The sequence below is a fragment of the Kutzneria chonburiensis genome (genome assembly GCF_028622115.1).
GTDB lineage: Bacteria > Actinomycetota > Actinomycetes > Mycobacteriales > Pseudonocardiaceae > Kutzneria > Kutzneria chonburiensis.
This window is the reverse complement of record NZ_CP097263.1, coordinates 4992970-5013760: the sequence shown is the minus strand read 5'-3', so window position 1 is coordinate 5013760 and position 20791 is coordinate 4992970. Positions and strand designations below refer to the sequence as shown.

Here is a 20791-nt window from a genome sequence, read left to right as displayed (position 1 = left end):
GGATTCCTGTGATGTCGACGGTCGCTCTGGTCGCGGTGGGCGCCGGCCTGCTCAGCGGGTGCAGCCACAAGAGCTACACCTACGAGGTCGCGCTCCAGGTCACCGGGTCGGGCTCGGCCGAGGTCACCGTCGAGTACCCGGGCAACTCCGACGGCACGAGCCCGAAGAGCACGCCGCAGAAGAGCACCGGCCCGCAGACCCTGCCGTTCCACCAGAAGATCCTGGCCTCCGGTCTCGGCCACGTGACGGTGTCGGTGAAGGCCGCCGACGGCCAGCCGGTGAGCTGTGCGATCACGCTGGAGAAGGACAGCCCGATCACCAAGGACGGCAAGGGCTCCGTGCGCTGCGACGCCGACATCACCGAGAACACCGACAACTGAGCCGACCGATCGCGCAGGATTTCCCGGCGTTCGCCGATAATGCGGTGGCGGCGGCGGATTGGATCTGCCTAGCGTGATCCTCATGTCCGAAGCGGAGATCGTGCTGGTGCACGGGGCCTGGCACGGTTCGTGGTGTTGGGACCTGCTGCGCAAGGAGTTGGGCCGGCCGTCGCATGTGGTGGACCTGCCCAGCATGGCCGGTCCGGCCTACGGCGTCGAGGCCGACGCGAAGGTGATCCGTGAGAAGGTGGACTCGATCGACGGCCCGGTGCTGCTGGTCGGCCACTCCTACGGCGGCATCCCGGTGTCGCAGGCCGCGGTGGGCGCGCCGAACGTCGCGCACCTGGCCTACCTGGCGGCGTTCCAGATCGAGGCCGGCGAGTCCCTGATGTCCACCGCCGGCCGCGAGCTGCCACCTGAGCTGACGATGATCCCGGTTCGGGACGACCCGATCGGCACCATGTACTCCGACGTGTCGCCCGAGCTGGCCCGCGAGGCGGTGGCGCGGCTGCGGCCGCAAAGCGCGTTGGCGTGGCGGGAGAAGCAGGTCGGCGCGGCGTGGCGGGACATTCCGTCCACCTACGTGCTGTGTGAGCGCGACCAGTCGCTCCCGCCGGAGTTCCAGGAGATCATGGCCAAGCGCGCCACCGCGGTCCGGCGACTGCCCAGCGGGCACTCGCTCATGGTGTCCATGCCGGTCGAGGTCGCCGCGCTGCTGGACGAGCTCGCGTCAGCGGTCGACAACGCCTGACTGCCAGGCCCACATCGCGATCTCGACCCGGTTGCGGGCCGACAGCTTGGCCTGCACATTGCCCAGGTGCGTCTTCACCGTGCCGACGGAGATGAACAGCCGCTCGGCGATCTCGGTGTTGGTGAGTCCACGCGCCACCAGCTTGACGACGTCCAGCTCACGGGCGGAGAGATCGGCGGCGGGTGCGGCGCCGGACGGGGAACTGAGCTGCCGCAGCAGTTTCACGGTGATGGCCGGGCTGACCAGCGCCTCGCCGGCCGCGGCGGCGCGGACGGCTTCGACCAGCAGGGCGGAGCCGGAGTCCTTGAGCAGGAAGCCGTAGGCGCCGCCGCGCAGGGCCTGGTAGACGTACTCGTCGTCGTCGAAGGTGGTCACCACGACGACCTTCGGCGGGGCGACCCGACCGGGTTTGGTCAGCTGCCGCAACGCCTGTAGACCGTCCATTTTGGGCATTCGGATGTCCATCAGCACCACGTCGGGCGACAGCCGGTCGGCCAGCTCCACGGCGTGCAGGCCGTCGACCGCCTCGCCGACGACCTCGATGTCGTCCTCGGCGGCCAGGATCATGGCGATCCCGGTGCGGATCATCGCCTGGTCGTCGGCGATCAGAACCGTGATCGGCACGTCAGTGACCTCCCGCCGGCAGGCTCGCCTCGACCACCCAGCCGCCGGCGGCGCCTGGACCGGCCTTGATGCTGCCACCCACCGCGGCGACGCGTTCGGCCAGCCCCCGCAACCCGAAACCGCCGCGTCCGGCATGCCGCGTCCGGCCGTCGTCGGCCACCCGCACCTGCACCCACTGCCCGGACCGGGAGACCCGGACCGCCGGTGTGCCGTCGGAATGCTTGCGCACGTTGGTCAACGCCTCCATCACGATTCTGTGCACAGTGGACTGGAGCTCGGCCGGCATGCCGTCGAACTCGCCGTCCAATTCCAGCGTTGCCGCCGGCCCGAACTCCGTGACCAGCCGGGAGATGTCCTCGATCGTCGCCGGTGGACTGAAGTCCGCGCCGACATCGGCCTCGCGCAGCAGCCCGACCATGCGCCGCATGGTCGCCATGGCCTCGGTGCCGGCCTGCTCGATCCGTTCCAGCGCCGGTACCACCAGTTCCGGCTTCTTCTCCGCCATCGCCCGTGCCCCTTGGGCCAGCAGCACGATGCCGGTGACGTGGTGGCCGACGTAGTCGTGCAGGTCGCGGGCGAACTCGGCCCGTTGGGCCAGCCGGATCGCCGCCGCCTGCCGCTCCCGGCTGATCCCCACCAGCCGGGCGGCCAGCCCGGCGGCGATCGACACCACCAGCACCAAGGCCAGCGCCAGCGCGACGATCACGGTGATACCGCTGGTGCTGGGCAGGAGCGGCTGCAACACGACCGCCGCCACCAGGATCGGTACCGTGATCGCCGCCAACACCCGCTGACCCCGCCAGGTGATCAGCGCGATCAGCCAGCACAGCGCCACCGTGGCCGCGAACGTCAGCGGCGGCCGCCGCTCTGCTTCCAACGCGGTCAGCACCGTGGCGACGACCATCGAGATGGCCGGCAGCACCGCGACCAGCGGCAACGTGATGCGGCCCAGCCCAGGGCCGGCCAGCGCCACCAGGCAGGCCAGCAGACCCGAACCCAGCTGAAGCAGCCCGAGCGGGTCGTCACGGATCGTGCCGGCTTCGTAGTCCACCGCGCCCAGCGTGAGCAGCAGCGCGGCGCCGGCCAGCCAGCACAGTGCCCACAGATAGCGCATGTGGTGCAGCGTAGTCACTCCGGCCGGCCGCGCAGGTCGGCCGAAAGTCATAGCCGGACCGGTCCTTGGGCAGAAGCGCGGGCAGTGGGTGGCGGCGAGGCTGGAGGTATGGCGGAAGCGATCATCGCGACGGACCTGGTCAAGGTCTACGGGCGTGGGGCGGCGCAGGTGCGGGCGCTGGACGGGGTCACTGTCGCGTTCGGACGGGCGCGGCTGACGGCGATCACGGGGGCGTCGGGCTCGGGCAAGTCGACGCTGATGCAGTGCCTGGCCGGCCTCGACACCCCGACCTCGGGGCGGGTGGTGCTCGGCGACACCGACATGACGGCGCTGTCCGACCGCCGGCTGACCCGGCTGCGGCTGGACCGCGTCGGCTTCGTGTTCCAGTCGTTCAACCTGCTGCCGCAGCTGACGGCGCGGGAGAACATCCTGCTGCCGGCCGGCCTGGCCGGCCGGTCGGTGGACAAGGCGAGGCTGCGCGATCTGGCCGACCTGCTCGGCATCGCCGACCGGCTGCGGCACCTGCCGTCGGAGCTGTCGGGCGGCCAGCAGCAGCGGGTGGCCATCGCTCGGGCCATGCTCGGCCGGCCTGAGGTGATCTTCGCCGACGAGCCGACCGGCAACCTGGACTCGGCGTCGAGCGAGCAGGTGCTGGAGTTGTTGCGTACGGCGGTGCGGGAGTTCGGGCAGACGACGGTGATGGTCACGCACGATCCACACGCGGCGTCGTACGCGGACCGGATCATCAACATGACCGACGGCCAGGTGGCAGCGTGAACTTCACCGCTACTCACCTGCGGGGCGTGCTGCGCAAACCGGCCCGGCTGGCGTTGACCGGCGTCGCCATCATGGTGGCGGCTTTCTTTGCCACGGCAGCGATGCTGACCCACGACATCGCCAAGGCCACCGCACTGTCCACAATAACCACCATTCCGTCCGGTGTGGACGAAGTGCTGGAGTCGGACGGCAGCCCGGCCTCGGGCCAGCTGGACAAGATCCGGCACACGCCCGGGGTGGTCGAGGCGGCCGGGCGGATGGTCGCCACGCTGACCGTGAACGGAAAGCGCTTGCTGCTGACCGCCGATCCAGGATCCGGGCCGTTGAGCCGGGTTCATGTGGTCGAGGGGACGTATCCGCAGCACGGCAACGAGATCGCCGCCTCGGCGGCGTCGGGGCTGAAGATCGGCGCGACGGTCCCGGTGGGTGGGAAGTCGTTGCTGGTCACGGCGATCGTCGAGGCGCCGTCGGCCGACGGGCCGGCCGCGTACCTGACGGACACGAACCTGCTCGCCGTGACTCCGGCCGACCTCAAACGTATCGACATCAAGGGATCTTCGGGGCTGCCTGGCGTGCACACCGCCGACCAGGCCCGGGACGAGGCGCTGGCCGCCGAGGACAGCAAGATCGAGTCGTTGCTCGCGGTGCTGACGGCCTTCGTGATCGTCGCCGTGATCGCCGCGCTGCTGGTGGCCACCTCGACGTTCCGCATCGTGTTCGCGCAACGGATCCGGCAGACCGCGCTGCTGCGGGCAGTCGGTGCGCCGCAACGGAAGTTGGTGCGGGCGTTCGTCGCCGAGGGTGCTCTGGTCGGCTTCGCCGCCGGCATCGTCGGCACCGCGACCGCCGTCGGCGCGGGCTACCTGGTGGCGTTTCTCCTCGGCGTAAGCGGTCCCGGGCCGGCGCTGGCGTTCACGCCGCTCGTGGTCGCCGCATCGGTGCTCGTCACGATGCTCGCCGCACTGGCTCCCGCCCGCTCGGCGACCCGCGTGTCCCCGCTGGAGGCGTTGCGGGCGACCGACGCCGACCGTGACTCGTCGACGGCGAGCCGGCTGCGCGTGGCCATTGGGATCGTGCTGCTGGCTGTGGCGGGATTGTTGGTGCGCAAGGCCTTCGGTGACGGCATCGCCGCGGCCTATCGGCCGTCCGGTGCCGTGCTGCACTTCCTGCTGCTGACCATCGCCAGCGGCACGGTGACGTTCTGCGCCCTGCTGGCCCTGGGGTCGGTGTTGCTACGGCCGGTTCTGCGCGGCATCGGCGCGGTGCTTGCCCCGCTCGGTGCGACGGTTCGCCTTGCCGTTCAAGGAGTTGGCGGCGCGCCACGGCGGGCTGCGGCCGTGTCGGCGGTGGTCGCGCTGGGGACCGGGCTGCTGACCGGCGTGCTCGTCGGTGGCGAGACCGTGCGGGCGTTCAACGACGCCCAGGTCGCCGCGGCCTTCCCGGCCGACGTCGAGGTGGCCGGGCTCAAGGAGGACGAGCCGATCCCCGCGGCCGTAGTGGCCAAGATCAACGGTCTGAAATATCGCCTGTCCCGACAGAACCTGGTGGCCAACGGCGCACCCTGGAACCTGAAGGTGTCCGATGTGGACATACACAAGCTGCCGCTCTTCGGTGACCTACGGACCACCATGGGCTCGCTCGACGACGTCGGTCCCGGCACGGCGGTCATCACCACCAGCGAGGCCGAGCGACTGAAGCTCAAGCTCGGCGACACCATCATCCTCGGCCCGGTACACGTGCACGTCACCGCCATCGTCGTCGGCGAGCTGCTGGCCGGCGCCGGCGTGGTGATCAACTCCGCCGACCTGGACAGGCTCGGCGTGTCCGCGCACCCCACGAACGCCTTGCTCACCACGAATTCGCCGCCCAGCCTCGGCACCAGCGTCGAGGTCAGCGTGCTGTCGCAGTACCGCGAACAGCAGCGTGATCTCATCGCCTCGCTGGAGATCTTGGCCCTCGCCGTGCTCGGGCTCACCTTGCTGATCGCCATCGTCGGCGTCGGCACCACCGCCGCGCTCTCGGTGGTCGAGCGCCGGCGGGAATCCGGGATGCTGCGGGCCATCGGCCTCACCCGACTCGCCCTCGGCGGCATCACCGTCTCGGAAGCCGCCCTGCACGGCGTGATCGGAGTCCTCTTCGGACTGATCATCGGCATTCCGCACGCTTGGCTGGCCGTGCTCTCCCTCGGCCTCGGCGCCCCGCTCACCGTGCCCGTGCCGCTCCTGGTGGCCACCGCCGCCGGCCTGGTCGCCCTCACCATGCTCGCCGGCCTCCTCCCCGCCCGCCGCGCCGCCCGGGAGAGCCCGGTGACCGCCATGCGGGTCGACTAGAGGTCGGGCAGCGGGTCGGGCGGGAGGTCGCCGGCTCGGTCCAGGTCGGCGGCGTTGAGGACGGCGACGTACTCCTCGTCCACCTCGTAGGTGAAGCCGCCGAGCTTGAAGGTGTTGCCCATGTGGGTGTTGACCGGGCCGAGCCGGGTCTGCCGTGGGTACTCGGCTTCCAGCGACTTGGGCGCGGTCCGGCTCCACCGCCCGGTGGACAGCACCTTGACCGCCTTGCGGGTCACCACGATCAGCACCGACGGCCGGGGGCTCATCCGCATCAGGTCCGCCGGGAAGATGTAGCGGATCTCGTCGTCGGGATCGAGGAACTGGCGGGCCGCGGCGCGGGCTTTCTTGGAGACCGGCATGACGGCAGCGTAGAACCGTGCCAGGGTGCGTGGTGTGGAAACAGTGCCGAATTTCCGTCAGGTTGTGCTGGACACCACTGACGCCCGCGGGCTGGCCGAGTTCTACCGCCGGTTCCTCGGGCTGAACTACCGTGAGGGCGACGAGCCGCCGGCCCCGGGCGAACCCGACCCGAACGGCCGGGACTGGCTGGTGCTGCGTAACCCGAACGGGTCACAGCTGGCGTTTCAGCAGGTAGATGCCCTTCCGGCCGCCACGTGGCCGGAGGGCGAACACCCGCAGCAGCTGCACCTCGATCTCACGGTGCCGACGGTCGACGCCCTGGACGCGGCCCACGACAGCGCGCTGCGGCTCGGGGCCCGGATGCTGCTCGACCGGTCCGAGGATCCGCAGGAGCCGCTGCGGGTGTACGCCGACCCGGCCGGCCACCCGTTCTGCGTGTTCGTTTCGCCCCATTAGTCCGGTCATCCCTTACGGCCGGCCTCGGTCACGCGGTTGATGGTGCGGGCCACGGCGTTGCTGCCGACGGCGATGCTCTTGGCGTCGATACGGCCGTCGCCGGCGACGTAGATGCCGTGGTTGAGGATCGTGGTGGTGCGCTCGACGAGCTCGCTGGTGTCGACGCCGTGGTCCTCGAGGAAACGCGTCAGTGCGTCGATCACGCGCCGCTCGGCCAGCTTGCCGTACATCTCGCGGTCGAGCTGCTGGAAGTAGCGGTGGTACGCGCCGTCGGCGGCCTGCTCCCGAAGGCTCGGCCCGGCGCCGTAGTTGAACGTGCGGTCCTCGGTGATCTCCCGTGCCTCCCGCCGCAGCTTGCGCGGACGCCCGAGCGCGGCCAGCGGCACGGAGACCGTGCGGAAGAAGCCGCCGAACAACGCCGGCAAGGTCTTGACCAGGCTGGCCGACACGAGCCGGCTGACCTGCCGCCACGTCGGCCGGGGCAACAGGCGGTCGATCGCCAGGTACTCGTGCCGGATCGGTGTCAGCAGGGAGTAGTTGGCCTCGACGAACAGCACGTCCTTCTGCGGCAGCAGGGCGAAGCGCAGGAACATCGTCACCACCAGCTGACCGCTCCAGCCGCCGATGCGCAGCACCAGATACGGCCGGGCCCGGCTCTGCGGATCGTCCTGAAGCCGGTCGAACACGGCATCGTCCACACGGGACACCGGCGCGGCCAGCTCGTCGGGCAACACCGCCTTCTGCACCTCGGGTTCGAAGCCGTGCAACAGATCGAGGCCGTTGATGAACATCCGGTTCTCGACCTCGACGCCGGGCAGCGCGAGCCGGGCGACATCGGCCGCGATGAAGTCGCGCAGTTCCTGCGCGGTGAACGCGACGAGCGTGCGGTCCTCGGCCGGCTTGGCCACGTCGAGGGTGAACGACCACCGGCCGGCGGTCCGGCCGTAGCCGACGAACGGGGAGTAGCCGGCGAACACGGTGACATTGCCCCGATCGCGGGCCTCGATCTCGGCCAGCCGTAATCGGTCCTGCCGGTTCACCGGCTGCGGCGCCTTGGCCGGGTCGAAGCGGTCACGCGAGAGCTCGGCCGCGACCACGCTGTAGTTCGCGACCATCGATTCGATGAACACGGTCAGCCAGGCGCACAGGCCCAACGGGACGAGCAACGCCAGCGCGGTCCCCGGCGAGCCGAGAAACACGATCACGAAGAGGAACAGGATCGCGCCCAGTACACCGTCGCGTAACAGATGTCGTTGCCGCGCCGCCAATCCGTACTTGAGCACGGTGACGAGGTCGATGCCGGGCGACGAGGCGACCGCCCGGTGCTCCTCGTGGAGAATGCCGCGCAGCGCGGAGTCGTTGAGCCCGGGATCGAGCTGCACCGCCGCGCACAGGTAGCGGGTCGCGTCCTTCGTCGCCGTGTCCATCGAGGCCGGTGCCTGTTTGGCCCCGCAGTTCTCGCAGAAGGCGAAGTCGCCGTGGTCGTCCCAGCCGCACTGCTGACACTTCATCTGATCACCTCGTTGAGCGGCGGCGGGGGTTCCGGCTCGGGCACGGGCTCCGGCACGGGGTCGAGTATCGGCGCGGGTTCGTCGCCGCACCGTGAGAGGACCGCCGTAGCGGCCCTCCACTCGCGGACGGGTGCCGAAAACACGCAAGCACGATAACCACGGAAAAGCGGACCCGAGGTGATGTTCAACCGAATGGGCGCAGCGGGTCTGCCACGCCATTAACACGGAAATCCGCCGCGTACTCCCGGAAATCCGGGACTAGACCGTGACCGACGGAGAGTGGTCCACTGTGGACTGAGTGGCCGGCGGCCGCTGGATCTCGGCGAACACCGAGCAGAGCCGGTGCACGCCGGCACGGAGATCGTCCGGCGGCGTGGCGCCGAAGCCGAGCACGAGGCTCTGCGGCACGTCGAAGGGCTTGGCGTAGAACTGGGACAGGGCATGGGCCCGGACCCGGAACCGCCGGCCGGTGGCCACCACCTCGTCGGCCGACAGGCCGGGCGGCAGGCCGAGGATGAGATGCGTGCCCAGGGCCGAGGTCTGGAGCGGCAGGCCGTCGCCGAGGCAGGAGCGAATGGCCTCGACGCACACCTCGCGGCGTTCGCCGTAGGCGTCGGAGACCCGCCGCAGGTGGCGGATGAAGTGGTTGGTGGACATGAGATCGGCCAGCGCGGCCTGCTCCAGCATGGGCAGCAGCCCGACCGAGGCACGCTGGGCGGTCGTGACCACATCGGCCAGTTCTTCGGGCACCACGGCCCATGCGATGCGCAGCCCGGGGAACAACACCTGGCCGAACTCGCCGATGTGGATCACCCGGCCGCCGTCGTCGAACCGGCACGGCGTCGGCGCGGACGGCTCGGACCAGCTGCCGGGATCGTCGTGGTCCTCGATCACCCAGCCGTCCACCCGGTCGGCCCAGGCCAGCAGCTCGGCCATCCGCGCCGGGGACATGATGTGCCCCAACGGGAACTGGCTGTGCGGGGTGGTGACGGCCAGGCGGGCGCCGGGGAAGCGGGCGGCACAGGCCCCGACGGTCATGCCGTGCTCGTCGACCGGCGTGGGGCAGGTGGGAAAGCCGAAGGCGGTGAACGCGGCCCGGATCGCCGGCCGGCACGGCTCCTCGACGATGACCGGGGTGCCCTCGGCCAGCAGCAGCTTGGCCAGCAGGCCGGCGGTGGCGCAGGCGCTGGAGGTGATGATCACCTGGTCCGGCGTGCAGCGGATCCGGTAGCGCAGGCCGAGATAGGCGGCGATCTCCTGGCGCAGCGGCCAGAAGCCGGCCGGCGACTGTTGGGCCAGCAGGGAATCCACCCGACCGGCCCTGGTCGCCAGCAGCCGGCCCCAGATCTTGGTCGGGAACAGGTCCAGCGCCGGCACGTCCAGCGTGAACGGGCGGGTCGGGTCCCGGCGGGCCTCGGTCACGCCGCCGAACTCGTGCTCGGCCCGCAGCATGGCCCGTCCGGCGGCGGAAAGCCGTTGCGCCAACGGTCTTCGGCGCTCAGGCTTGGCCGGCGAGCGATCGTCCTCGCGGCGGCCGGCCACCCGGGTGCCGGAACCGACCTTGCCTTCGGCGTATCCGTCGGCCAGCAGGTGCTCGTAGGCGACCAGCACGGTGTTGCGGGACACGCCCAGCCGCTCGGCCATGGCCCGCGTGGCCGGCAGCCGGCTGCCCACCGGCAGCTGGCCGGACTCGATGTCCTTGCGCAGCCAGTCGTACAACTGGCGGTACAGCGGCGTTTCCGCGTCCTTGTCCAGCACCGTGCGCGGTGGTAACCCGGGCATCTGTTCTCCCCAAGAGAAGTGGCCGTCACCCGACCAGGATGCGGCCGGCCGTGTCCAGACTGCCCCGCACGCCGAGCCCCAGCCAGCCGTCGTCGGCCGACCGCCACGGCATGATCAGGTGGGACTTGCTCTTGACCATCAGCTCGCCGTCGTCGGCGACCTTGAGCCACACGTGGCTGAGCGGCTCGCCGCTGTGCCCCGATGTCCCTTGCGCCGCCAGCGTTATCGGGTACGTGCCGATGGCGAAGCCGCGATGCACCGGCACGCCGCGCGCGGTGAGCTCGTCGATCGGCGCGACCGGATCGAAGCACACGAGGTACGGCGTGGTCGGGCCGAACAGCGCCCGGCACAGGTCCTCGCCGTCCAGCTCGGGATGCTGCCGAAGCAGCGACTCGGCGACCGGCGCGGTCAGCTGTGCGGCGGAGACATCGTGCAAGGCGTTACTCAGGAGAACGGTTCCCTGATGCTGCAACGTCAGATAGACGAAAGTCTGCTCGGTGAGCGAACTCAACGGGGCCAGCGCGAGGTAACGCCGCCAGACGCCGGTCGGGGCGCGCAGCCGTACGGCCCGCAGCATCTCGTCGACCGCGGCGGAGGGCAGGGCGAATTCCCGTTCGGCCAGCGGGCAGACGACCACCTTGCGCGCGTCGTCGGTATCCCCGGGCAGCTCGGGTCGGGCCACGCCAGGCTTTTCGCGGACGTCGACCGTCCTGATCGGACGGTCCAGGCCCAGCCCGTCCACGACCACACGCCCGTCGGCGTCGCACAGCACGACGTCCGCACCGGCGGCTGTGTGACGGATTTCCGTCGAGTCCGGCGGCAGGGCGGTGGTCGCGGCGCCGGCGATCATCGTGGCCAGGTCGGCGACGAGGTGCTCGGCACTGTTCCCGGCCACGATCAGGGCCTGAAGTTGGTGGTGGGAAACGGTTTCAGTCAGCTCCGCGGCCAGCGCGGCGGCGGCCGACAACAGTTCGGCGTAGCTCAGCGTCCGGCCGTCGGCGTGCACGGCCGGCCGGTGACAGGTCCAGCCCCGCCGCAGCACGTCCTCCAGCCACTGCATCAGCGGACCCCGACAATCTCGGCCATCCGACATATTCCTCCGCCGACATTGGTCCCGAGTGGCCCGGGTCTTCGCGGGCGAAGCGAGCGCTCACGGAATGTGTTCACGGAATCCCTCGTCCCCAGAAAAGGTGCCGCGAATAGCGGAATGGATGCTAAACAGCGTATCTCCGCCATGTCAAGGAGACGGGCATACCGCCCGAACTGCGTCAGGTCGACGTGCCTATTCGGGGATTTCCGCCATCAGGCGGCAGGGTCCGTCGGTCAGGACGCGGCAGTGCGCGCGGCCAGCAGGTGCAATGCGCTCACGATTTCCGCGACCGAATGGCCTCGGGTGTGCCGCTGGTACCAGTAGATCTCCGGGGCCAGTGGCGCCAGCACCATGTCGCACAGGGTGTCGGGGTCGCTCGCGCCGGCCTCGGTGAGCAGCAGCCGGACGTGCGAACGCCAGAAGGCGTACGCGCCGGTGGTGTACCGGGCGTGCCCGGTCTCCGCGCCCAGCGCCAGGTGCAGGTGTCCTTCGAGCAGGTCGACCATCGCGCCGAGGAAGGCGGCCAGCCGCTGCGCCGGCGGCACGCCCGGGCCCAGCGGCGGCGCGCCCAGGATGATCTTCGCCTGGAGCGCCCGCTCGTGCTCGTCCAGCAGGGCCAGCGCGATGGACCGGGTGTCCGGATAGCGCCGGTAGAGGGTGGCGCGGCCGATGCCGGCGGCCTTGGCGATCTCGTCCATGGTGACGCTGTCCGTGCCGGCCTCGGCGAACAGCCGCTCGGCCGCGGCCAGCACCTTCGCCCGGTTGCGCGCCGCGTCGGCCCGCTCGACCGGGCGGGCCGGCAGCCCGTCGGAGCCCACGATCGGCAGGTCGAAGGGGTGAGTCCTGCTCGGCATGGTCGTCACCTTAACCCAGTCGCCGGTAACTGGACATCGTGTCCGCTTCTAGTCTATCGTCACTCCCATAACCGGTCACAGTGTCCACTTAGCGGTGAGGTAGGGGATGGACGCCATCTTCGTGATCTCGGCACTGCTCATCGGCGGCCTGCTCGCCATCCAGGCCTCGGTGAACGTGCAGCTCAACAAGGCGGTCGGCACGCCGTACGGCGCGTCGACCCTGCAACTGGGGGTGGCCGCCGGCGTGCTGGTGCTGGCCACCGCCGTGGTCGGCGGCTTCGGCGGCCTGGCCCAGATCTCGCACGCCCAGCCGTGGCAGCTGCTCGGCGGCCTGGCCAGCCCGATCTACATCACCAGCGGCATCCTGCTGTTCCCGAGACTGGGGGCGCTGGCCGCCGGCGGCCTGTTCGTGACCGGCCAGATGATCTCGTCGCTGAGCATCGACCTGCTGGGGCTGTTCGACATCCCGCGCAAGCCGGTCAGCGTCGGCATCGCGCTGGGCGTGCTGGCCCTGCTCGCCGGCATCGTCGTGATCATCCGCGGCCAGGGCGCGGCGGCCAAGGCCCCCGTGCTGGCCAAGTCGGTCGGCGCGGCCGGCGCCCCGGCCGGCACCCGCGCCGGGCAGATCCCCTGGGTCCTGCTCGGCATCGTCGGCGGCGCGGTGCTGCCCATCCAGGCCGGCATCAACTCGTCGCTGCGCGAGGTGGTCGGCAACCCGGTCACCGTCGACATGATCAGCTTCCTGGTCGCCGTGCTGGCCATCTTCATCGTGCTGGTCGTGCTGCGGTCGCTGAACAGGACGCCCGCGCCCAAGTTCGCGCCGCTGCGGGAGATGCCGTGGTGGGGCTGGCTCGGCGGCATCTGCGCGTCCATCTACGTGCTGGTCACGTTCCTGGCCATCCCGGCCATCGGCGCCGCCGGCACCGTCGCGCTGACCGTCACCGGGCAGCAGATCTCCTCGGCCACCGTGGACAGCTTCGGCCTGTTCCGGATGGTCAGGCGCAAGCTCACCGCGCCGCGGATCACGGGCCTCGGCCTGCTGGTCGTCGGCTCGGTCCTGATCCAGTTCACCTGATCGGCGGAGACCACCCATGCGTGAGGCCTATGTCGCGGCCAAGGACGTGCACGTCCTGCCGTCGCAGTTACCCATTCCCGGCGCCGGCCTGTTACCGGTCAACTGCTACCTGGTCCGGGGCAGTGAGCCGGTGCTCGTCGACACCGGGATGCCCATCGACGCCGTCGACTTCGCCGACACCCTGTGGTCCGTGGTCGACCCGGCCGACCTGCGGTGGCTGGTGCTCACCCACGACGACCGGGACCACTCCGGCAACATCGTGCAGATCATGCGGGAGGCGCCCGACGCGGTTCTCGTCACCAGCCAGCTGTCGGTCGTGCGGCTCTCCGAGGAATGGGACCTGCCGCGCGATCGGCTGCGGCTGGTGAACCCCGGCAGCTCGTTCACCGCGGGCGACCGTGAGATCAGCATCCTGCGCCCGCCGGCCTTCGACTCGCCGGCCACGCTCGCCGCCTACGACCACGGCTCGCGCACGCTGTTCAGCGCGGACAGCTTCGGCTCCGTGCTGCCGACCGTGGCCAACGACGTCGACGACGTCACCGAGGCCGAGTACTTCGAGGGTTTCTCACTGTTCAACCGGTCCAACCACCCGTGGGTCGCGTTGACCGACCCGGCCAAGTTCGAGGTGGTGCTGCACCAGATCCGGGCGCTGGGGGCCGATCGCATCCTCAGCTCGCACGGGCCGGCCGTGGAAGGGCGGGTGGACCGGCTGCTCGACGCCATGGCCCGGATCCCGTCGCTGCCGCAGGTGCTGCCGCCCGAGGAGATCGACCCCGAGGCCGTGCTCGGCCGCCTCGAGTTCAACGACCCCTACCCGCCGCCGGCGCCTGATTTTTCCCACCTGAGTGGCTCATTTGGCCCTGGACGCCACCTGAGCCACTCACGTGCGCCGCCCGGAGCCAAGTGAGCCACTCAGGTGGCCGCCATCCGATTCCCGAGGAGTGACCATGGATGTGACGCCGCCCAAGGGTGTCGTGATCGTCTTCTCCGACATCTGGTGCTCGTTCGCCCACATCACGATTCACCGCCTGCACGAGGCCCGGAAACGACTCGGCCTCGAGGACGAGATCCGGTTCGACCACCGGGCCTTTCCGTTGGAGCTGCTGAACAACGCGCCGAGTCCGCGTACCGGTACGGACAGCGAGGTCGGCCGGATGGCCAGCGTCGAGCCGGGCGCCGGCTGGCAGCTGTGGCAGGACAAGGACTGGCTCTACCCGTCGTCGACCCTGCCGGCGCTGGAGGCCGTCCAGGCGGCCAAGGAGCAGGGCCTCGACGCCTCCGAGAAGCTGGATCTGGGGCTGCGCAAGGCTTTCTGGGCGCAGTCGCGGTGCATCACCAACCAGCGGGTGATCCTCGACGTCGCCGCCGAGGTCGGCATCGACGCCGGCCACATCGAGGCGTCGCTGAACGACGGCCGGGCCCGCACGGCGCTGTCCGAGCAGGCGGCGGTGTCGGCTACCGACGTCGTCAACTGCAGCCCGCACCTGTTCCTGCCGGACGGGACCGACCACGCCAACCCGGGCATCGAGGTCGGCTGGCAGGGCGACTACGGCGTCGGCTGGCCGGTGATCGGCGGGGACGACCCGTCGGTGGTCGACGAGCTGCTCAAGCGTTCTCTCTGACGACTCTGCTCCGAACGGAACAAGGGGTGCCACCGGCATGGTGGCACCCCTTTTTCGTACGCGTGCGACGGGCGAATTGGCCCTTATGAATCGTCGCGAATTGGCCCCGAAAACGGCCGTGACCTCGGTATCGTTACCTTGCCGTTACCATGTTTCCGTCAGGTTAGCCCTAGGCTTTCGTTAGCTCCGATGAACCGAGCTGCTCGATGCGATCGGAGTTCGCGAACGGATGTCCCGTTCGTTTTATCTCGGTGTCATGCCGAATTCTTTGGGCTACCCGATCTAAGGGGAAGTAATGGCGGACAATGCCGTTGTCATCGACGAGAACCGGCTCGTCGACCTGACCCAGCACGAGATCCAGGCGCTGAAGACGCGGTTCAACCTGGCCGACGCGCACACCCACCAGCACCAGTCCAGCAGCCAGGAGGACATCGTCGCCCGGCTGCCCAAGCTGTGGTACGAGTCGGAGGACAACCAGCAGTCCTTCTTCGAGCACAAGTTCATCGACGCCTTCTTCCGCCTGCACAAGCAGCCGACGGCGGCCAAGCTGGGCAAGACCATGCTGTCCTACGCGGCCAGCGTGTCCACCATGGTCGCGGCGATGTTCCTGCGCCGGCGGGGCATGTCGGTGTCGCTGATCGAGCCGTGCTTCGACAACCTGGTCGACCTGCTCAAGAACATGGACGTGCCGCTCAACGCCGTCGACGAGTCGGTGCTGCACGACCTGGACGGCATCTACGAGGGCCTCAAGGCCACCGTGACCACCGACGCCCTGTTCATCGTGGATCCCAACAACCCCACCGGGTTCAGCCTGCTCAAGGACGGCAGCTCCGGCTTCGAGCAGATCGTGCGGTTCTGCGTCGACCACGGCAAGACGCTGCTGATCGACCAGTGCTTCGCCTCGTTCGCGCTGGCCGACAAGAACGTGGACCGGTTCGACGTCTACCGGCTGCTCGAGGAGTCCGGCGTCACGTACCTGATCATCGAGGACACCGGCAAGACCTGGCCGATCCAGGACGCCAAGTGCGCCATGCTGACCGCCAGCGACGACATCCACGACGACGTCTACAACCTGCACACCAGCGTGCTGCTCAACGTGTCCCCGTTCGTGCTGAACATGGTCAGCCACTACATCGAGGACTCCATCGACGACTCGCTGGCCTCGGTCGGCGACATCATCTCCCGCAACCGCGAGGTGGCCAGGGCCGGTCTGGCCGGCACGGTGCTGGAGTACATCGAGCCGGTGGTCAACGTCAGCGTCGCCTGGTTCCGGATCACCGACCCGGAGCTGACCGCGACCCGATTGCAGCAGATGCTTCAGGAGCGGGACGTGTACGTGCTGCCCGGCACCTACTTCTACTGGAACGAGCCGGCGCGCGGCGAGCGCTATGTGCGGCTGGCCCTTGCCCGCGACCCCGGCCTGTTCACGCAGGCGATCCGGGCCATCAGTGAGACGCTGCGCGCCGATGCGTGAGGTCATCGACGCCGCCCTGTTCATGGGCATGCACTGCGCGGACGAGCCGATCCGCCTGGCCTGCAAGGCGTTCTTCGTCGAGCGGCTGGACGGCTCGGTCCTGATGAGCCAGGAGCAGGTCGGCCGGTGCGACGCGCTGGTGTGGACCTACGGCCGGGCCGACCAGGACGCCTACTACCCGTTCATGGACAACCTGCACACCGTGCTGCGGATCGAGCGGCCGGCCTACACCGAGGACGACGTGCGGACCGCGCTGGACGAGCCGGCGCTGAAGGACCTGCCGATGCCCGAGCGGCTGCTGATGGGCATGGTGCTGGCCACCGGCTCGGTGCTGCGCACCCCGAACCCGCGGCTGGCGGCTCGAACCGACCTGCCGGTGAAGCCGCTGTCGGCGGCCGGGGAGACCGCTTTCCCCGAACCGCTCGAGCGGATGTACGGCGAGTCGCTGGCACTGCGGGTGCCGACCGAATTCCTCGAGGAGCGTTGATGCACAAGGGAACCATCGTGCCGCTGATCACGCCGATGGACGGTGGCGCGGTCGCGGAGAAGGGCGTGCAGCGGCTGATCGAGTCGGTGCGGGCCGAGGTCACCGGGCTGATGCCGACGCTGAGCTCGGGCGAGGGCTGGGCGCTGTCCGAGCAGCAGTGGCTCGACATGGTCGGCTACACCTTGAGACACGCCAACGGTTTACCGGTCTTATCGGGGATCCAGTTGCCCGACACCAGGTCCGTCATCGAGCGGTCGCTGGTGGCCGAGGAGCTCGGTGTGGCGGCGGTGGTCGTCACCACGCCGTTCGGCGTGGACGTCAGCCAGGACGCGATCCTGGCCCACTATCGGGAACTGCGGGCCGCGGTGCAGGTTCCGATCTTCCTGTACAACGAGCAGGCGTTGTCCGGCAACCATATCGCCGTCGAGACGCTGCTGCGGATCTGCGAGCTGCCGGGCATCGCCGGCATCAAGGAGTCCAGCGGCGACGCCGAGCTGACCAGTCGGATCGCCGCCGAGCTGAGCATCCCGGTGTTCGAGGGCTGGGAGAACCTGCTGTCCGAGGTGACCGGCGTCGCCGGCCTGATCGGACCGCTGGCCAACCTGGAACCGGGGCTGTGCAACGCAATGCTGGCCGAGCCGTCGGCACGCAAGCAGTCGGCGATCAACGAGGCCTGCGTCAAGTACGGCGTGTTCAAGGACGACTGGTACCGCTGGGTCAAGCAGGAGCTGCGCCAGCGGGGTGTGCTCGACAGCGACGAGGTGGTCGCGACATGATGCGCCGGCTCTACCAGCTCAACCGGTCGGTGCCGACCGCCGACGAGTACGCCGAGATGCTGGAGATCGAGGAGAAGTGGCTCGGCACCAGGGTTTCCGAACTGACCGCGTCGGCCCCTCGGTTCACCAGTCGCACGGCGTTGTTCACCGCACTGTCGGAGCGGTTGCGGGACGAGGAGGCCGCCGGCTCGCAGGCCGAGGCGTACCTCGCGGAGCAGGCGACGCTGGAGCAGTTCAAGGTTGTTGTGGGGGAGTTCGCGGTCGACGGGCTCGTGGAGTCGTTGTCGCACCTGCCGATCGTGCCGCGGCTGCCGCACCGGGCCGGCATGGCGGTGTTCCGGGTGCTGATCGACGAGCTCGGCTGCGGCAACGTCGAGCAGGCGCATTCCCAGCTGTACCGGGAACTGCTGGCCGAACTGGGTATGAGCACCGAACTTGAGTCCTATGTGGACAACGGGAACGAGGAGAGCTACGCCTACGTCAACCTGTTCCACTGGCTGGCCCGGCGCGCGCCCGCGCCGGAGACCTTCCTCGGCGCGTACGCGTACTTCGAGGCGAGCGTGCTGTACGCCTTCAAGTGCTACGCCGCCGCGGCCAAGCGGCTCGGCGTCCGCAACGACAAGTACTACACAGAGCACCTGTACATCGATGACTTCCACAGCAAGCAGATGCGCACCGCGCTGATGGAGCTGGACGCCGAGCGGGGGCTCGACCTGGCCAAGGTGTGGGCCGGCGTGGAGCTGACCAGCGAGATCGCCGCCGCCGCGACCGAGGCCGCGGTGGCCAAGGCCCGCGAGGTGGCCCCGTGATCGGCCGCCGGACCGGCTCGGACGTCCTCACCCCGCTCGGCGAGGACGAGGTCCTGGTGTCCGCGGGCGGCCGGCACATTGTCGTGCCGGCCGCCTGTCCCCACCGTGGCGGGCGCCTGCGCTACGGCTACGTGGACGAGAAGCGGCTGCGGATCACCTGTCCGCTGCACTTCGCGACTTTCGACCTGGGTACGGGGGAGCGCGTGGCCGGGCCCGACTGTCCGGCCCTGCCGGTGAGGGAGTTGCCGCGATGAGCGACCGAGCCGGCAAGCTCGAAGTCCATGGCATTGACGTGATCCCGGAGGGGAGCGCGTCTCGCGGCCGTCGGACTTCCTGTGGATATGGCATTCCGCGCAGTTCTCCTTCGGCACGGTGGTGCTCGGCGCGCTGCCGGTGGTGTTCGGGCTGGGCTGGTGGGCCAGTGTCACGGCGATCACCGTCGGTCTGCTGCTCGGCGTCGCCCTGGTGGCGCCGGTGGCCCTGTTCGGGCTGCGGACCGGCACGAACGACGCGATCGCCAGCGGTGCGCACTTCGGCGTGAAGGGCCGGGTGATCACGAACGTGATCACCATCGGGGTGGGACTGGGCTTCTTCGCCATCACGGTGTGGACCGGCGGCACGGCGGTGATGGTCGCCGGGCACCGAATGTTCGGTACGCCAACAGGTTTGGCGGCCCTGGCGCTGACCATGCCGGTCGTGGCGGTGGCGGTGATCCTGGTCGCGGTGTACGGCCATGCCACGCTGATCGCGATGTACAAGATCACGGCGGTGGTCGGCGGGTTGGTGACGCTGGGCCTGGTTCTCGTGCTGGCGCCGCAGTTCTCCGCCGAGTACGCCGGCGGTTCCTATGCCCTGGGCGGCTTCTGGCCGACGTGGATCCTGTCGGCGCTGGTCGCCACCTCGGTTCCGTTGTCCTACGCCACTTTCCAGGGCGACTACAGCCGGTACTTCCCGTCGGGCACCAAGGCGTCGAAGCTGATGCTGTGGAACGGCGGCTCGCTGCTGCTGAGCTGTCTGCTGGCGCTGCTCGCCGGCGCCTACGCGACCACGGTTTTCGTCGACAAGACCCAGCCGTGGGTGCAGTCGCTGACCGACTCGGTGCCGGCCTGGTTCGCCGTGGTGGTGATCGTGTTCGGCTTCGTCGGCTCGTTCCCGCAGGGCTCGCTGTGCGTGTACGCGGCCGGCCTGTCGGCCAACTCGATCTTCTGGCGCAAGTCGCGGGCCTTCGCCACGATTCTCGTGTCGGCGCTGGGCTTCGTGCTGCTGTACGTGGGCACCATGGTGTTCGACACGGTCGACTCGATGGCCGCTTTCGTGACCATGCTGCTGGTCGCGGTGTCGCCGTGGGCGGCCGTGATGATCATCGGCTACTGGCACCACAAGGGTGACTACCGCCCGGCCGACCTCGGCACGTTCGCCACCGGTGGCGGCGGAAGATACTGGTACCGCAACGGATACAACCCCAGGGCAATCGGCTCGATGGCGCTGGGCGTGATCGTCGGCGTGCTGTCGGTCGGCAACGCAGTCTACATCGGACCGATCGCGGAGCTGTTGGGCGGACTCGATCTGAGCTGCCTCACGTCCTTCGCCGCGACGGCCATCGCTTACGTGGCACTGAACTCACGCTGGTCGGAGGTGTCCGATGGACGAGTCCCGCTACCCCAGCAGTCCTGACACGATCGTCGTGTTCACCGATCTGAACTGCTCGTTCGCCCACCTGGCCGTGCACAAGCTGCACGAGGCCCGCTGCCGGCTCGGTCTGGAAGGGCGGATCTGGTTCGACCACCGGGCGTTCCCGCTGGAGTTGTTCAACCGCACCGTGAACGAGCGGCCCGGCGTGGACTCCGAGGTGGCGGTGGTCGGCGGCCTGGAGCCGGACGCCGGCTGGCGGCTGTGGCAGGGCCCGGACTGGACGTACCCGGTGACCATGCTGCCGCCGCTGGAAGCCGTGCAGGCGGCCAAAAGGCAGGGCCGGCACGCCAGCGAGCAGCTGGATCTGGCCCTGCGCAAGGCGTTCTGGGCCCAGGGTCGCTGCATCAGCCAGCGGCACGTGATCCTGGACGTTGCCGAGGAGACGACCGTCGTCGACGTCGGGGAACTGGCCGCGGACCTGGACACCGGCCGGGCCCGGGCCGACGTGATGGCCCAGTACGAGGCGGCGCGGGAGGGCCGGGTCAACTGCAGCCCGCACGTCTTCCTGGCCGACGGCACCGACGAGGCCAACCCGGGCATACGGGTGGATTGGGTGAACGGCGGGTTCGGCGTCGGCTATCCGGTGATCGGTGCCTACGACCCGACCGTGTTCGAGCGCCTGCTCGGCCACGCCGCCTCGCTGCTGTGACCTGCGCCGGCACCCCGCGGTGCCGGCGCAGGGCGTTTCGCCTGCTTCAGCACCGCCCCAGCCATCACGCAGTAGCCGGTGGGGTTGGGGTGGACGTTCGGGCCGACCGGCGGCGCACCATCGCGATCGATCATCGGCGTTCCCTTGGCGCAGCCTGTCGGTTGGCTGTCGGCCGCGG

22 protein-coding genes and 1 pseudogene are annotated in these 20791 nt (G+C 69.6%); 15 read left to right on the top strand and 8 right to left on the bottom strand.

The window, feature by feature from the left end:
- Nucleotides 1–11 precede the first annotated feature (11 nt).
- Nucleotides 12–380, top strand: coding sequence for a hypothetical protein (locus tag M3Q35_RS22475; RefSeq protein ID WP_273943951.1), 369 nt, complete (start codon nt 12–14; stop codon nt 378–380).
- Between the two features lie 82 nt (nt 381–462).
- Nucleotides 463–1131, top strand: coding sequence for an alpha/beta hydrolase (locus tag M3Q35_RS22470; RefSeq protein WP_273943950.1), 669 nt, complete (start codon nt 463–465; stop codon nt 1129–1131).
- On the opposite strand, the gene M3Q35_RS22465 is transcribed toward M3Q35_RS22470, so the two are convergent.
- Together M3Q35_RS22465 and M3Q35_RS22460 are read right to left on the bottom strand one after the other, a co-directional pair.
- Entirely contained in the window at nt 1111–1755 is a 645-nt protein-coding gene (locus M3Q35_RS22465) for a response regulator (protein WP_273943949.1), read from the bottom strand. The two genes, M3Q35_RS22470 and M3Q35_RS22465, sit on opposite strands and share 21 nt — an antisense overlap.
- Nucleotide 1756: 1 nt before the next feature.
- Nucleotides 1757–2869 carry a sensor histidine kinase gene (locus M3Q35_RS22460; protein WP_273943948.1) on the bottom strand — a complete coding sequence of 371 codons (1113 nt, stop codon included), beginning with the start codon at nt 2867–2869 and terminating at the stop codon, nt 1757–1759.
- 108 nt (nt 2870–2977) lie between these two features.
- On the opposite strand from M3Q35_RS22460, the gene M3Q35_RS22455 reads away from it, so the two are divergent.
- Nucleotides 2978–3646 (top strand): ABC transporter ATP-binding protein, encoded by a 669-nt coding sequence (locus M3Q35_RS22455; protein WP_273943947.1) that lies wholly within the window; start codon nt 2978–2980, stop codon nt 3644–3646.
- Between the two features lie 13 nt (nt 3647–3659).
- On the opposite strand, the gene M3Q35_RS22450 is transcribed toward M3Q35_RS22455, so the two are convergent.
- The gene (locus M3Q35_RS22450; protein WP_273943946.1) at nt 3660–3788 is read right to left on the bottom strand and encodes a hypothetical protein; all 129 of its coding nucleotides are present in this window, start codon (nt 3786–3788) and stop codon (nt 3660–3662) included.
- 22 nt (nt 3789–3810) lie between these two features.
- On the opposite strand from M3Q35_RS22450, the gene M3Q35_RS22445 reads away from it, so the two are divergent.
- Complete coding sequence (locus tag M3Q35_RS22445; protein WP_273943945.1) at nt 3811–5976, top strand: FtsX-like permease family protein; 2166 nt, start codon at nt 3811–3813, stop codon at nt 5974–5976.
- Here M3Q35_RS22445 and M3Q35_RS22440 read toward each other — a convergent pair.
- Nucleotides 5973–6335: a hypothetical protein gene (locus M3Q35_RS22440; protein WP_273943944.1), complete on the bottom strand. Its 363-nt coding sequence runs from the start codon at nt 6333–6335 to the stop codon at nt 5973–5975. The two genes, M3Q35_RS22445 and M3Q35_RS22440, sit on opposite strands and share 4 nt — an antisense overlap.
- A 34-nt stretch (nt 6336–6369) precedes the next feature.
- Here M3Q35_RS22440 and M3Q35_RS22435 point away from each other — a divergent pair, with 34 nt between their 5' ends.
- Nucleotides 6370–6792: a VOC family protein gene (locus M3Q35_RS22435; RefSeq protein ID WP_379794630.1), complete on the top strand. Its 423-nt coding sequence runs from the start codon at nt 6370–6372 to the stop codon at nt 6790–6792.
- Nucleotides 6793–6797: 5 nt separating this feature from the next.
- Here M3Q35_RS22435 and M3Q35_RS22430 read toward each other — a convergent pair whose 3' ends face one another.
- The 4 genes from M3Q35_RS22430 to M3Q35_RS22415 all read right to left on the bottom strand — a co-directional run bounded on the left by M3Q35_RS22430 (nt 6798) and on the right by M3Q35_RS22415 (nt 12029).
- Nucleotides 6798–8303 carry a hypothetical protein gene (locus M3Q35_RS22430; protein WP_273943940.1) on the bottom strand — a complete coding sequence of 502 codons (1506 nt, stop codon included), beginning with the start codon at nt 8301–8303 and terminating at the stop codon, nt 6798–6800.
- A gap of 258 nt (nt 8304–8561) precedes the next feature.
- Complete coding sequence (locus tag M3Q35_RS22425) at nt 8562–10085, bottom strand: aminotransferase-like domain-containing protein (protein WP_273943939.1); 1524 nt, start codon at nt 10083–10085, stop codon at nt 8562–8564.
- A 25-nt stretch (nt 10086–10110) separates the two neighbouring features.
- Nucleotides 10111–11145 carry an AMP-binding protein gene (locus M3Q35_RS22420; protein ID WP_273943938.1) on the bottom strand — a complete coding sequence of 345 codons (1035 nt, stop codon included), beginning with the start codon at nt 11143–11145 and terminating at the stop codon, nt 10111–10113.
- 263 nt (nt 11146–11408) lie between these two features.
- A complete protein-coding gene (locus M3Q35_RS22415; protein ID WP_273943937.1) occupies nt 11409–12029 on the bottom strand; it encodes a TetR/AcrR family transcriptional regulator in 621 nt (206 codons plus the stop codon).
- Between the two features lie 106 nt (nt 12030–12135).
- Here M3Q35_RS22415 and M3Q35_RS22410 point away from each other — a divergent pair, with 106 nt between their 5' ends.
- From M3Q35_RS22410 to M3Q35_RS22365, 10 genes and pseudogenes are all read left to right on the top strand, one after another.
- A complete protein-coding gene (locus tag M3Q35_RS22410) occupies nt 12136–13104 on the top strand; it encodes a DMT family transporter (RefSeq protein WP_273943936.1) in 969 nt (322 codons plus the stop codon).
- 16 nt (nt 13105–13120) lie between these two features.
- Nucleotides 13121–14011, top strand: a complete 891-nt coding sequence (locus tag M3Q35_RS22405; RefSeq protein ID WP_273943934.1) for an oxygen-binding di-iron domain-containing protein — start codon at nt 13121–13123, stop codon at nt 14009–14011.
- Nucleotides 14012–14051: 40 nt separating this feature from the next.
- Nucleotides 14052–14726, top strand: coding sequence for a DsbA family oxidoreductase (locus M3Q35_RS22400; RefSeq protein ID WP_273943933.1), 675 nt, complete (start codon nt 14052–14054; stop codon nt 14724–14726).
- 295 nt (nt 14727–15021) lie between these two features.
- A complete protein-coding gene (locus M3Q35_RS22395) occupies nt 15022–16200 on the top strand; it encodes an aminotransferase class I/II-fold pyridoxal phosphate-dependent enzyme (RefSeq protein WP_273943932.1) in 1179 nt (392 codons plus the stop codon).
- On the top strand, nt 16193–16687 hold the full coding sequence (locus tag M3Q35_RS22390; RefSeq protein WP_273943931.1) for a DUF6190 family protein: 495 nt from the start codon (nt 16193–16195) through the stop codon (nt 16685–16687). Before M3Q35_RS22395 ends, M3Q35_RS22390 begins: the two co-directional genes overlap by 8 nt.
- Complete coding sequence (locus M3Q35_RS22385; protein WP_273943929.1) at nt 16687–17463, top strand: dihydrodipicolinate synthase family protein; 777 nt, start codon at nt 16687–16689, stop codon at nt 17461–17463. Before M3Q35_RS22390 ends, M3Q35_RS22385 begins: the two co-directional genes overlap by 1 nt.
- Nucleotides 17460–18272 carry an iron-containing redox enzyme family protein gene (locus M3Q35_RS22380; protein WP_273943928.1) on the top strand — a complete coding sequence of 271 codons (813 nt, stop codon included), beginning with the start codon at nt 17460–17462 and terminating at the stop codon, nt 18270–18272. The genes M3Q35_RS22385 and M3Q35_RS22380 overlap by 4 nt, the downstream gene beginning before the upstream one ends.
- On the top strand, nt 18269–18526 hold the full coding sequence (locus M3Q35_RS22375; RefSeq protein WP_273943927.1) for a Rieske (2Fe-2S) protein: 258 nt from the start codon (nt 18269–18271) through the stop codon (nt 18524–18526). The genes M3Q35_RS22380 and M3Q35_RS22375 overlap by 4 nt, the downstream gene beginning before the upstream one ends.
- A gap of 64 nt (nt 18527–18590) precedes the next feature.
- Nucleotides 18591–19946 (top strand): annotated as a pseudogene (locus M3Q35_RS22370) (purine-cytosine permease family protein); the annotation flags it as partial.
- A complete protein-coding gene (locus M3Q35_RS22365; protein WP_273943926.1) occupies nt 19915–20613 on the top strand; it encodes a DsbA family oxidoreductase in 699 nt (232 codons plus the stop codon). The pseudogene M3Q35_RS22370 and the gene M3Q35_RS22365, both read left to right, overlap by 32 nt.
- Nucleotides 20614–20791: the final 178 nt, after the last annotated feature.

What these genes read in the sequence shown, in the direction of transcription:
- M3Q35_RS22475 (WP_273943951.1), top strand. Translation starts at nt 12, where the DNA reads ATGTCGACGGTCGCTCTGGTCGCGGTGGGCGCCGGCCTGCTCAGCGGG.
- M3Q35_RS22470 (WP_273943950.1), top strand. Translation starts at nt 463, where the DNA reads ATGTCCGAAGCGGAGATCGTGCTGGTGCACGGGGCCTGGCACGGTTCG.
- M3Q35_RS22460 (WP_273943948.1), bottom strand. Translation starts at nt 2,869, where the DNA reads ATGCGCTATCTGTGGGCACTGTGCTGGCTGGCCGGCGCCGCGCTGCTG.
- M3Q35_RS22455 (WP_273943947.1), top strand. Translation starts at nt 2,978, where the DNA reads ATGGCGGAAGCGATCATCGCGACGGACCTGGTCAAGGTCTACGGGCGT.
- M3Q35_RS22440 (WP_273943944.1), bottom strand. Translation starts at nt 6,335, where the DNA reads ATGCCGGTCTCCAAGAAAGCCCGCGCCGCGGCCCGCCAGTTCCTCGAT.
- M3Q35_RS22430 (WP_273943940.1), bottom strand. Translation starts at nt 8,303, where the DNA reads ATGAAGTGTCAGCAGTGCGGCTGGGACGACCACGGCGACTTCGCCTTC.
- M3Q35_RS22425 (WP_273943939.1), bottom strand. Translation starts at nt 10,085, where the DNA reads ATGCCCGGGTTACCACCGCGCACGGTGCTGGACAAGGACGCGGAAACG.
- M3Q35_RS22420 (WP_273943938.1), bottom strand. Translation starts at nt 11,145, where the DNA reads ATGCAGTGGCTGGAGGACGTGCTGCGGCGGGGCTGGACCTGTCACCGG.
- M3Q35_RS22415 (WP_273943937.1), bottom strand. Translation starts at nt 12,029, where the DNA reads ATGCCGAGCAGGACTCACCCCTTCGACCTGCCGATCGTGGGCTCCGAC.
- M3Q35_RS22410 (WP_273943936.1), top strand. Translation starts at nt 12,136, where the DNA reads ATGGACGCCATCTTCGTGATCTCGGCACTGCTCATCGGCGGCCTGCTC.
- M3Q35_RS22405 (WP_273943934.1), top strand. Translation starts at nt 13,121, where the DNA reads ATGCGTGAGGCCTATGTCGCGGCCAAGGACGTGCACGTCCTGCCGTCG.
- M3Q35_RS22400 (WP_273943933.1), top strand. Translation starts at nt 14,052, where the DNA reads ATGGATGTGACGCCGCCCAAGGGTGTCGTGATCGTCTTCTCCGACATC.
- M3Q35_RS22395 (WP_273943932.1), top strand. Translation starts at nt 15,022, where the DNA reads ATGGCGGACAATGCCGTTGTCATCGACGAGAACCGGCTCGTCGACCTG.
- M3Q35_RS22390 (WP_273943931.1), top strand. Translation starts at nt 16,193, where the DNA reads ATGCGTGAGGTCATCGACGCCGCCCTGTTCATGGGCATGCACTGCGCG.
- M3Q35_RS22385 (WP_273943929.1), top strand. Translation starts at nt 16,687, where the DNA reads ATGCACAAGGGAACCATCGTGCCGCTGATCACGCCGATGGACGGTGGC.
- M3Q35_RS22380 (WP_273943928.1), top strand. Translation starts at nt 17,460, where the DNA reads ATGATGCGCCGGCTCTACCAGCTCAACCGGTCGGTGCCGACCGCCGAC.
- M3Q35_RS22365 (WP_273943926.1), top strand. Translation starts at nt 19,915, where the DNA reads ATGGACGAGTCCCGCTACCCCAGCAGTCCTGACACGATCGTCGTGTTC.